The 11,590-nt window shown below is 71.0% G+C and carries 8 protein-coding genes; 4 read left to right on the top strand and 4 right to left on the bottom strand.

Annotation, left to right across the window (positions count from 1 at the left end):
• Window position 1 precedes the first annotated feature (1 nt).
• Window positions 2-1,402, bottom strand: a complete 1,401-nt coding sequence (gene hydA, locus BC793_RS02450; protein WP_109588861.1) for a dihydropyrimidinase — start codon at window positions 1,400-1,402, stop codon at window positions 2-4.
• The gene (locus BC793_RS02445) at window positions 1,399-2,241 is read right to left on the bottom strand and encodes a nitrilase-related carbon-nitrogen hydrolase (RefSeq protein ID WP_109588860.1); all 843 of its coding nucleotides are present in this window, start codon (window positions 2,239-2,241) and stop codon (window positions 1,399-1,401) included. The genes hydA and BC793_RS02445 overlap by 4 nt, the downstream gene beginning before the upstream one ends.
• Before the next feature lie 191 nt (window positions 2,242-2,432).
• Between BC793_RS02445 and BC793_RS02440 the strand changes: the two genes are divergently transcribed.
• The 4 genes from BC793_RS02440 to BC793_RS02425 all read left to right on the top strand — a co-directional run bounded on the left by BC793_RS02440 (window position 2,433) and on the right by BC793_RS02425 (window position 6,805).
• Window positions 2,433-3,788 carry an aminotransferase class I/II-fold pyridoxal phosphate-dependent enzyme gene (locus BC793_RS02440; RefSeq protein WP_109588859.1) on the top strand — a complete coding sequence of 452 codons (1,356 nt, stop codon included), beginning with the start codon at window positions 2,433-2,435 and terminating at the stop codon, window positions 3,786-3,788.
• 29 nt (window positions 3,789-3,817) lie between these two features.
• Window positions 3,818-5,080, top strand: a complete 1,263-nt coding sequence (locus BC793_RS02435; protein WP_109589102.1) for an aspartate aminotransferase family protein — start codon at window positions 3,818-3,820, stop codon at window positions 5,078-5,080.
• Window positions 5,081-5,240: 160 nt separating this feature from the next.
• Window positions 5,241-6,470, top strand: coding sequence for an inorganic phosphate transporter (locus BC793_RS02430; protein WP_158319183.1), 1,230 nt, complete (start codon window positions 5,241-5,243; stop codon window positions 6,468-6,470).
• Window positions 6,471-6,484: 14 nt separating this feature from the next.
• Entirely contained in the window at window positions 6,485-6,805 is a 321-nt protein-coding gene (locus tag BC793_RS02425; RefSeq protein ID WP_109588857.1) for a hypothetical protein, read from the top strand.
• 308 nt (window positions 6,806-7,113) lie between these two features.
• Here BC793_RS02425 and BC793_RS02420 read toward each other — a convergent pair whose 3' ends face one another.
• Together BC793_RS02420 and BC793_RS02415 are read right to left on the bottom strand one after the other, a co-directional pair.
• Window positions 7,114-8,211, bottom strand: a complete 1,098-nt coding sequence (locus tag BC793_RS02420) for a glycerophosphodiester phosphodiesterase (RefSeq protein ID WP_109588856.1) — start codon at window positions 8,209-8,211, stop codon at window positions 7,114-7,116.
• A 545-nt stretch (window positions 8,212-8,756) separates the two neighbouring features.
• Window positions 8,757-11,564, bottom strand: a complete 2,808-nt coding sequence (locus tag BC793_RS02415; protein WP_109588855.1) for a DUF6493 family protein — start codon at window positions 11,562-11,564, stop codon at window positions 8,757-8,759.
• Window positions 11,565-11,590 lie beyond the last annotated feature (26 nt).

Below are 11,590 nucleotides of genomic sequence, written 5' to 3'. Positions count from 1 at the left end.
TCTAGATCAGGTAGTCGCTGAGGCCGCGCTTCAGATACCGGCCGCGGCCGGCCCGCCCGGTGTACTCGCCGCCGGCCGCGATCACCTCGCCGCGGGACAGGACGGTGTCGACCTTTCCGGCGATCTCCCAGCCCTCCCAGGCGGAGTGGTCCATGTTCATGTGGTGCGTCTCGGCGCTGATCCGGGTGCGCCCGTTCGGGTCGTAGAGCACGATGTCGGCGTCCGAGCCGGGCGCGAGGACGCCCTTGCGCGGGTAGAGGCCGAACATCCGGGCCGGGGTGGTGGCGATCGTCTCCACCCAGCGGGCCAGCGACAGCTTCCCGTCGACGACACCCTGGTAGAGCAGGTCCACCCGGTGCTCGACGCTGCCGATACCGTTCGGGATCTTCGAGAAGTCGCCGAGGCCCAGCTCCTTCTGATCCTTGAAGCAGAACGGGCAGTGGTCGGTCGACACCACCGACAGGTCGTTGGTGCGCAGGCCCTGCCACAGGTCGGCCCGGTGCGTCTCGTGCCTACTGCGCAACGGTGTCGAGCACACCCACTTGGCGCCCTCGAAACCGGGCGCGCCGAGCTGGTCCTCCAGGGTCAGGTAGAGGTACTGCGGGCAGGTCTCGGCGAACACGTTCTTACCCAGGTCCCGGGCGTTGCGGACCTGCTCGAGAGCCTTCGACGCGCTCAGGTGCACGATGTAGAGCGGGCAGTCCGCGGCCACACTCGCCAGCCAGACGGCCCGGCTGGTGGCCTCCGCCTCCAGCTCCTGCGGGCGGGTCAGACCATGGTGGATCGGGTCCGTCTCGCCGCGTTCCAGAGCCTGCTTGACCAGGACGTCGATCGCGGGACCGTTCTCCGCGTGCATCATGATCATGGCGCCGTTGTCGCGCGCCTTCTGCATCGCGCGCAGGATCTGGCCGTCGTCGGAGTAGAAGACGCCGGGGTACGCCATGAACAGCTTGAAGCTGGTGATGCCCTCGTTGTTGACCAGGTGGTCCATGGCCTTGAGGGACTCGTCGTCCACGCCGCCGAGGATCTGGTGGAAGGCGTAGTCGATGTGGCAGTTGCCGTCGGCCTTGCCGTGCCAGGCGGCCAGGCCGTCCTGCACGACCTCGCCGGTCCGCTGCACCGCGAAGTCGATGATCGTGGTGGTGCCGCCGATCGCCGCCGCCCGGGTGCCGGTGTCGAAGGTGTCACTCGCGTGGGTGCCGCCGAACGGCAGTTCCATGTGGGTGTGCGCGTCGACGGCGCCCGGGATCACGTACTTCCCGGTGGCGTCGATGACGTCGGGTCCGTCCGGGGCCCGGCCGGGAGCGAAGATCGCGGCGATGGTCTCGCCGTCGACCAGCACGTCCGCCTTGATCGCCCCGGTGGGACCGACGACGGTCCCACCCTTGATCAGCAGGCTCACGGCGCCACCAGCCCGTCGTAGCTGTCCGGCCGGCGGTCCCGGTAGAACTGCCACCGGTCGCGGACCGTGCCCAGCAGGCTCAGGTCCAGGTCACGGATGATCAGCTCGGGGTTGTGGGTGTCCGCGACGTCCCCGACGAACTTCCCCTCCGGGTCGACGAAGTACGTCTGCCCGTAGAAGTCGTTCTCCCCGAGGTCCTCGACGCCGACCCGGTTGATCGCGCCGATGAAGTACTCGTTCGCGACGGCGCTGGCCGGCTGCTCCAGCTGCCACAGGTAGGAGGAGAGGCCCCGGCTCGTGGCCGACGGGTTGAACACGATCTGCGCCCCGTTCAGGCCGAGCGCACGCCAGCCCTCCGGGAAGTGCCGGTCGTAACAGATGTAAACGCCCACCTTGCCGACCGCGGTGTCGAAAACCGGATAACCCAGGTTTCCCGGACGGAAGTAGAACTTCTCCCAGAAACCCTTCACCTGGGGAATGTGGTTCTTCCGGTATTTACCGAGGTATTTGCCGTCGGCGTCGACCACGGCGGCGGTGTTGTAGAGGACTCCGGGCTGTTCCTGCTCGTACATCGGCAGGACCATGACCATTCCCAGTTCCGCGGCGAGCGCCTGGAAACGCTCGGTCGTCGGGCCGGGGATGCTCTCGGCGTACTCGTAGTAGGCGGCGTCCTGCACCTGGCAGAAGTACGGGCCGTAGAACAGTTCCTGGAAGCAGATCACCTTCGCCCCCTGGGCGGCGGCCTCACGAGCGTAATCCTCGTGCGCCTTGATCATCGATTCCTTGTCGCCCGTCCAGGTGGTCTGGACGAGGGCGGCACGGACGACTCCGGTCGTCATTGCGGCCCCTCTCTTTTTGATCTTCTACGCACGCGCAGTGCGCCGGGAAGCGCCTGTGATCGTGTGTTTACTCCTCGTTATAGGTCCTGCGCCAGGTCTTGCTTGTCGGCGCCGGATGCCGTAGGACACTAACGACACAGATTGAGGCGAACAATTGCCCGTACGTTACGGAATGTTTCGGAGACGATAATTTGCTGACCCTGATCACCGGGGCGGTTCAGGACAGAAGCGCCCGCGGCATAGCGGCGGCGGTGAGCCGGTTGATCACCTCCGGTCACCTGGCCGCCGGCGCACGCCTGCCCACCGTCCGGTTGGTCGCCGGCTCGCTCGGCGTGAGCCCGACGACGGTCAGCGAGGCGTGGCGCAACCTGATCCTCGCCGGAGCGATCCAGACCCGTGGGCGTTCCGGCACCTTCGTGTCGGGGCCGCTGCCACCCCGGGCCCGGCTGCGGTACGCCCAGCTCAGCGGCGCCCGGGTGGACCTGCCGCAGGACCTGTCCACCGGCGTGCCCGACCCGCTGCTGCTGCCCGACCTGACCCCGGCGCTACGGCGGATCGGGGACGGGCGATGGGCCGGCAGCTACCTCGACGCCCCGGTGCTGCCGGAGCTGGAGGCGCTGCTGCGGGAGCGGTGGCCGTACCGGCCGGAGAGACTGACCGTCGTCGACGGCGCGATGGACGCCCTCGACCGGGTGGCCGGGGCGGTCCTGCGGTTCGGCGACCACGTGCTCGTCGAGAACCCGGCCTTCCCGCCCCTGCTCGACCTGCTCCAGGCCGTCGGCGCCACCGTCGTCGGCGTGCCGATGGACTCCGCCGGCATCGTCCCGGACGCCCTGCGGCAGGCCATCCGTGACTACCGGGCGGTCGCCCTGTTCCTCCAGCCGCGTGCCCACAACCCCACGGGTACCAGCATGGACGCCTCCCGCGCGGCGCTACTGGCGAATGTCCTCCTGGACGCGCCGCACCTGCTCGTGGTGGAGGACGACCACGCCGGCGGCATCGCCACCGCCCCGCCCGTCAGCATCGGCCGCTACCTGCCGGAACGCACCGTCCACGTGGCCGGGTTCTCCAAGAGCCACGGGCCCGACCTGCGGCTCGCGGCGGTCGGCGGCCCGGCCCACGTCCTCGACGCGCTCGCCGACCGGCGCCTGCTCGGGCCCGGCTGGTCCAGTCGGCTGCTCCAGGGCGTACTCCTCGATCTGCTGACCGACCCGCAGGCCGTGGCGCGCGTCGCGGCCGCCCGGGACGCCTACGCCGCGCGCCGGTCCGCCCTGCTCCAAGCCCTGCACGAGCGCGAGGTGGTGGCCACCGCCGCGGACGGCATCAACCTCTGGATGTCGGTCCCCGACCAGCAGAACGCCATGGTGGCGCTCGCCGCCCACGGCGTCGCGGCCGCGCCCGGGGCCCCGTTCTGCGTCACCCCGCTCGACGGCGATCACCTCCGCGTCACCGTCGGCCTGGTCGCCGGCGGCTACGGCGAACTGGCCGACGTGCTGGCGGTCGCCACCGTCCCGAACACGCTGCGAATCCGAAGGAGAACCCCGTGAGCGAACTGCTGGACCGGCACCGCGCGGTCATGCCCCACTGGATGCCCGTCTACTACGGCGACGACGCGCTGGAGATCGTCTCCGGCAGCGGGCGCCGGGTGACCACCGCCGACGGCCGCACCTACCTCGACTTCTTCGGCGGCGTGCTGACCACGATGATCGGTTACGACGTGGCCGAGATCAGCGACGCGGTCCGCCGGCAGATCGGCACCGGCGTCGCGCACACCTCGACGCTCTACCTGATCCGGCAGCAGGTCGAGCTGGCCGAGAAGATCGCCCGGCTCTCCGGCATCCCGGACGCGCGGGTGTTCTTCACCAACTCCGGCACCGAGGCCAACGAGTCCGCCCTGCTCATGGCCACCAACGTGCGGCGGTCCAACCAGATCCTGGCGATCAAGAACGGCTACCACGGGCGGACCTTCGGCACCATGGCGATCACCGGTCACCGGACCTGGTCGTCGAGTTCGCTGAGCCCGTTCACGGTCAACTGGCTGGCGTCGGCCGACCGGCTGCGCGGGCGGATGGCCCGGCTCGGTGACGCCGACCTGATCGACGCGGCCGTCGACGACCTGCGCGAGGTGCTGGCCACGGTCACCGCCGGGGACGTGGCCGCGCTGATCGCCGAGCCGATCCAGGGGGTGGGCGGGTTCGTCCACGGGCCGGACGGGCTGCTCGGGGCGTACCAGAAGGTCCTCGGGGAGCACGGGATCCTGCTCATCGCCGACGAGGTGCAGACCGGCTGGGGGCGCACCGGCGACCACTTCTGGGGCTACCAGGCGCATGACGTCACCCCGGACCTGATCACGTTCGCCAAGGGGATCGGCAACGGGTTCGCCCTCGGCGGGGTGGTCGGCAGCGCCTCGGTGATGAACGCGGTGCCGGCGATCAGCTTCTCCACCTTCGGCGGCAACCCGATCAGCGCGGCGGCCGGCAACGCGGTCCTCGACTACGTGCTCGACCACGATCTGCAGGGCAACGCGCGGCGGGTGGGCGCGATCCTGCTGGGCAGATTGCGGGCCCTGACCCACCGGATCATCGGCCAGGTCCGCGGCCGGGGACTGATGATCGGCGTCGAGTTCGTCCGTCCCGGTACGACCGAACCTGATCCGGCCGCCACGCTGCGGGTCTTCGACCTCTGCCGGGCCGGCGGTCTCCTGGTCGGCAAGGGTGGACTGCACGGGAACGTCCTGCGGATCGGGCCGCCGCTGACCCTCACCGAGGAGGAGGCGCGTGAAGGTTTGACCGTTTTAGCCGATGCCATCGCCGCCGCTGACACGGAGAGTGTTTTCTAGGTGTTAGCTGTTCATCCGCCGTTTGTTGACGACTACTCTAAGTAGTTACCTGACTACTATGTGGTGATGTTTGGGAAACGGGAGGTTAACGAGGGCGGAACCTTGTACATGTCCCGTTCCGCCTATGGCAGTGGGCGTCCAACTCGGTCACGATCACGGCGTGACAGAAACATCCGTGATCTTGGCGCTGGTGGTCATCACTGCCCTGGCCTTCGATTTCACCAACGGGTTCCATGACACCGCCAATGCGATGGCGACCTCCATCGCTACCAAGGCGCTACGGCCCAAGACCGCCGTCGCCCTGTCCGGTGTGCTGAACCTCGTCGGCGCGTTCCTCTCGGTGGAGGTCGCGCTGACCGTCACCAACGCCGTTGTCAAGATCCAGGACAAGACCGGCGCCCCCAAGGCGGAACTCCTCGCCGGCGGCGGCAGCGTCCTGTTGCTGATCATCCTGGCCGGCCTCGTCGGTGGCATCGTCTGGAACCTGGCGACCTGGCTCCTCGGCCTGCCGTCCAGTTCCTCCCATGCCCTCTTCGGCGGCCTGGTCGGCGCCACCCTCGCCGGCCTGGGTGTGGCCGGCGTCAACTGGAACGGCGACGGCTCGAAGCTCGACGGCGTCGTCGGCAAGGTCCTGCTCCCCGCCGTGATCTCGCCGGTCATCGCGGGCGTCGTCGCCGCGGCCGGCACCTGGATCATCTTCAAGATCACCACCGGGGTCGCGGCCCGCTTCACCGAGCAGGGCTTCCGCTGGGGCCAGATCGGCAGCGCCTCCCTCGTCTCCCTGGCGCACGGCACCAACGACGCGCAGAAGACCATGGGTGTCATCACGCTCGCGCTGATCGCCAGCGGTCACTGGAACGACCTGGAGAACATCCCGCTCTGGGTGAAGGTCTCCGCGGCCGTCGCCATCGCGCTCGGCACCTACCTCGGCGGCTGGCGCATCATCCGGACCCTCGGCAAGGGCATCACCGACATCAACCCGCCGCAGGGCACCGCCGCACAGTCCGGCGCCGCCGCCGTCATCCTCGCCTCCAGCCACCTCGGCTTCGCGCTCTCCACCACCCACGTCGCCACCGGCTCGGTCATCGGCTCCGGCCTCGGCCGGCCCGGCGCCACCGTCCGCTGGGCCGTCGCCGGCCGCATGATCCTCGCCTGGCTGATCACCCTGCCCGCCGCCGGCCTCGTCGGCGCGGTCATGTTCTGGGTCGGCGACGCCGTCGGCGGCATGGCCGGCGCCCTCGTCGTCTTCACCCTGCTGGTCCTCGCCTCCGGAGCCATGTACCTCCGCTCCCGCACCGGCCGCATCGACCACGAGAACGTCAACGACGACTGGGACGCCGAGACCGCCCCCGTCGCCCCCACCCCCGTCCCCGCCGCTGCGGCGAACTGAAAGGGCCCCCGACCATGCACAACCTCGGTTTCGCCCTCGACGGCGCCTGGCAGGTCCTCCTCGCCGGCCTCGCCCTCGGCGCCGGCCTGCCCGTCCTGTTCGCCCTCGGCATCCGCTCCCTCGCCTGGGCCTCCGGCGGTGTCGGCGTCCCCGCGACCGTCACCGGCCCCTCCGCCGCCACCGGCCCGCGCCGGCCGATCGGCGCGGTCGTGGGCTACGCCCTCTTCACGGTGGTCGTCGTCGGCGTCCTGCTCGGCCTCACCTTCATCGTGGCCAGCGGGTTCGGCTACAAGCTCGACTTCTCCCACGTCTATCCGACGCTGATCGCGAAGTAGAACCAGCAGGTCTGCGGACGGGTCCGGCGCCTTCGGGGTGCCGGGCCCTTCTTTTCTGTACGGCCACACCTTCCACCACCGCAACCACTTCGTCCGCACCTACGGCGCGGCGCAGGCTTCGGGTCCCGCCCACCAGTGCGTCTCTCGGGCGGAAGCCGCTGCCCACCGACCCGCGCCGCTGCCGGCCGTTGCCCACCGTCCCGTGCATTCTTTGCCGCTGCCGGATCGGCCGTCCGTGCCCGTTCCTACCCGTCGCCCGCCCTCCCGCCCGCTCCCCACGAGCGGACGGGCCGGGCCGGGACGGGGGATCAGAGCAGCGAGCGGGCCAGCACGCCGATGTCCGGGTTGTCGGTGAACAGACCGTCGATGCCGGTGCGCAGGAACGTCACCTGCTCGTCGATCGACCGGCCGTAGGCGGTGGCGTCGGCGCCGACCCGGAGTTCCGCCGGCAGGAACGAGTTCTCCGCCCGGAAGGTGTACGGGATCACCTTGAGACCGACCGCATGCGCGTCGGCGACCAGGCGAGTCGGGGAGCCCAGGGTGCCGTCCGCCGTACGCGGGATGATCTGCCCCTTCTCCGGTCCGATACCGTCGACGAACGTCGACAGCTCCTTCAGCCCGGCCGGGGTCAGGTAGTCGGCGTACGTCCGCGGGTCGTTGAACGGCGTCCCGGCGACGCTGCTCAGGAAGACCAGCGGCACCTCGACCCGGTGACGGTCGGCGAGGTCACGCAGGTTCGCCGCCTCGAACGACTGCACGAACACCCGGGCGCCCCGCCTGTCGAGACCGTTGCGGCGCAGCGTGCGCACCAGCGGCGTCTCCAGCTCCAGGCCGATGCTCCGGAAGAACGTCGGATGCTTCGTCTCCGGGAACACGCCCAGGTCACGCCCCAGCTCCCGGGAGAGCCGCTTACGCAGGTCCAGCACCTCCTGGAAGGTCGGGACCTCGAAGTAACCGTCGTACACGGTGTTCTGCTGCCGGATCGCCGGGATCCGCTCGGTGGCACGCAGCGTCTTCAGCTCGGCGAGGGTGAAGTCCTGCGTCCACCAGCCGGTGACACTCACCCCGTCGAGGATCACGGTCCGCCGGCGCGACGCGAACTCCGGCCGGGACGCGACATCGGTGGTACCGCCGATCTCCGGCTCGTGCCGGCACACCAGGACACCGTCCTTGGTGATCACCAGGTCCGGTTCCAGATAGTCGGCGCCCAGTCGCGCGGCCAGCTCGTACGACGCGAGGGTGTGCTCCGGCCGGTAGCCGGAGGCGCCCCGGTGGCCCACCACCAAGGGCCTGGTCCGGCCCCCACCGTGCCCACCGGCCCAGGCGGGCGCGGAAACGGCCCCGGCCAGCGCCGGAGCGGCGGCGGCGACAGCGCCGAAGCGCAGCACCTGACGGCGATCTGCCACGTCTTCCTCCAGAATGCTCGGATCCGGCGGCCATCACCGGACGTCCGCACAGAGTCGACGTGACCGAACCGACCCGCAGGCGACGCTTCCATGGCGTTTCCGCGAACGAGGGGTCAATGATCTTTCCTCGCCCCGGGTGGCCGGCCGCCCCTTCCGTATCGCCCGGCGCCTGTCCTTCGGCTCTACCCACCCGGTTCGGTTTCTCTCCGCGGTGGTGCACCGCTCACCCGGACGGATTCGGCTGACCGTTCGCATCCGTGGCAGCTCTCTCCCGTGCCTCACGGGTGAAGACGGCCTTCTCCGTCCTTCAGCGGGAGGCTTCTTCCGCCTTCGGCGGGGTCTCTTCTGCCTCCGACCGGGATGGGGCCTCCTCTGCCCCCGGTCGAGGGTGACGCCTCTTCTGCCTTCGGCCGGGGATGGGGCCTCTTCTGCCTTCGGCCGGAGGTGGGGCCTCTTCTGCCTTCGGCCAGAGGTGGGCCCTTGCTGCCTTCGGCGGCGGTGGGGCTCTTCTGCACTTCAGTGCGAGTGAGGGAGCCTTTCGTCCTTCAATGGGCGAGGACGGCCTGGAGGCGTTTCGCCTCGCGGACCAGGCGTGTGCCGCCACCGCGGGCGGCCACTTCCGGCAGACCGGGCACGGCGTCCCGGGCGTGGATGGCGGAGGCGACGCGGGTCGCGAGTTCCAGCAGGTCGGGCAGGCCCCGGGGAACTGCCGGCAGGAGCGGGGGCAGCGCCGCCCGGAGTACCTCCCAGACCGTGGCGGAGGCACCCGCCTGGTGGGCGTCACGTAGGGCGGGCACCACCCGGGCCAGTTTGATCGTGCCGTCGGCGGCCAGGTCGCCCAGTTCGGTGCCGAGCGCGGCGGCGAACGATTCGGTACCGGCGGCGAAACCCAGGAACGCGTCCACGGCGGCCACCCGGTCCGCCTCGTGGCGGGCGGCCAGACCATACGTCAGCGCGAGGACGGTGGCCGGGCCGATCGGCCCGCCCGCGTCGGCGAGCAGGGGGAGCAGACGCGCGTCGCGACTGTCCTGATCGGCCAGCGCCACCAGATCGGTGAGCGCCCACGCCGCCACGGCCTCACGGTGATGCGGCAGCACCATCGCCAGGACGTCCGGCTGGAAGTTGGTGATCACGTGATACTCCGGGCGGGACCGCGGAGTGAGGTTGACCAGCGCGTCCTCGAGGATGATCCGGTCACCGCCGGCACGCCCGGACTCCAGGGCGGCGACGACCCGGCGGGCGACGACCTCTCCGGTGGAGTCGCGGCTCTGCTGTTCGAATCGGGTACCGACCGGGTCGGGCAGCCCTCCGGACCGGAGCCAGCCGGCCACCGGTTTGCCCGCCGGAAGGGTCAGTGCCTCGGCCCGGGCCAGCACGCCTGCGTCGACGTCGCGGCTCACCCGGATCATCGCCTGCTGGAGGTCGAGCGGCCAGGGATCCACGCCCACCTCCTCATACCGGGCGAGCCGGTCGACGAGCTCACCGGCATCGATGCTCCCGGTGACGCTGGTCGGGGTCGCCAGCAGCACCGGAACCGGCGCCTGCGTGACGTGCACGGCCGCCTCAGCGACGCGCAGGCTGAGGATTCCGGAGGGCGTGCTGACCAGGGACCGGTCCATTCCGCCGCTGACGTCGGTGAGACTCCGCCAGACCGCGGCCCGGAGCCGCTCCCGCATGACGTGGCCACGCTCGCGGCCGAGCCGGGCCGCGATCACCTCTCCGAGGAACGGGAACCGCCCCCACCGGTCGCCGAAGACACCCGGATGCCGGTCGAGCACGGGTGCCAGCGACTCCGCGAAGCCCTCGTCCGGCAGCGCGACCAGGGCGGCCAGGATCCGTTCCCAACGCACAGCGGCCGGGTCCTGGATGAGCGCGGTCACCTCCTCCGCCAGCTCCGCGGCGCCACCGATCGCCGGTGGCATCATTGCCGTCGCCGACTGCCCCGGCGACGCTGGTCGCCGTGGCGACAGCGTCTGCCCGGACGGTGGCGATTGCCGTGGCGACAGCGTCTGCCCGGACGGTGTCGATTGACGTGGCGACAGCGTCGGCCCCAACGGTGCCGATTGCCCGGGTGGCTCTGCTGGCCCCGGTGGGATTGGTCTGTGCGGCCCCTCCGCCGATATCGGTGAGGCTGGTTGCCGCGGCGACTCTGGCCGTCGCACCGGGATCGCCCGGCCGGCGGGGGTCGGCGTCATGGGGTCGCCGGGTGCCGGGCCGGGCGAGGCACCCCGTTCGGCGGCCACCCGTGCCGCCACCTCGGCGGGCGCGTGGGCCAGATGGTGGCCGACCACGGTGATCGCGTGCTCCTGGATGTCCAGCGACTGGTGATCGAAGGCCGTCGCGATCGTCGTCAGGATCTCGCCGGCCTGCTCCGGCGAGCGGCGGGCCGTCTCGTCGAGCCAGGTCAGCGCGGCCATCACCAGGCCCTTCTCCTTGCGGGCGAGCGCTCCGGCCCCCGCCTCGAGCGCCGTCGGCACATCCAGAAGGTCGCCCTCGCCGAGGGTGCGCAGCGCGGCGAGGGCGATCCGGGCGACGGGCGACGGCGCGTCGCCGGCCAGCCGGGCATAGGCCGACGCGTGCCGGGACAGCTCGGTGGGGGTGGGCGCGAGCGCCTCGTGCAGCAGCGCGAACGGCCGCAGGGCGCCCGGCCGGTCACCGCGGGCCAGCCGGTCGACGGTCGCGTCGACGACGGCCCGGCGCTCCAGGCGACCCTCGGCCACCAGGCGTGCGATCGCCGCCGGGAAGGACGTCTCCTGATCACCGAAGTCGGCCGAGGGCAGCTCACTGCCGAGACCGTCGATCTCGAACACCGACGGCAGCAGCAGGTCCAGCCAGGGGCTGCCGCGGAGGGCGTCGGCGAGCGGAACGCTCCACGAGTGCTCCTGGACGGCCTGCACCCAGCCGCGGACCACACCCTCGGTGACCGGCGGCCCGGCGCCGCCCTCGATCAGAAGGGCCTCGACGAACCGCCAGTCGCCTCCCCAGACGTCGCGGGGCGACAGGCCCCGGGCCAGCCGGACCCCGAGGTCACCGATCCAGGGCAGCTGCCGGATCCGGGCGATCCGAAGGAAATGGGCGGTCGAGATACCGTTCCAGCCCCGCATGTCCCTGCGGTTGAGCAGGGTGGCCGCCCGCGCCGCGGTGGAGACGCAGGCGATCACGAGGAGCGCGAACAGACCGGCCGGACTGTACGACCCGGCGGCCCACCCGCCGGCACCACTGCGGACCCGCCGCTCCACCTCACCGGCGAACTCCAGCCGCTCCTGCTCGGTCGCGTCGAGCAGGAGCGTCGTCAGCGCGGCGCTGTCGGCGCGGCGCAGCGGCCCGGCGAGCCCGTCCCAGCTGAGTGGCATGGGCACACCCTAGGAGCGGGGTACGA

Origin of the sequence: Actinoplanes xinjiangensis (assembly GCF_003148685.1) — a bacterium.
GTDB lineage: Bacteria > Actinomycetota > Actinomycetes > Mycobacteriales > Micromonosporaceae > Actinoplanes > Actinoplanes xinjiangensis.
This window is presented reverse-complemented; position numbering and strand designations above follow the sequence as displayed.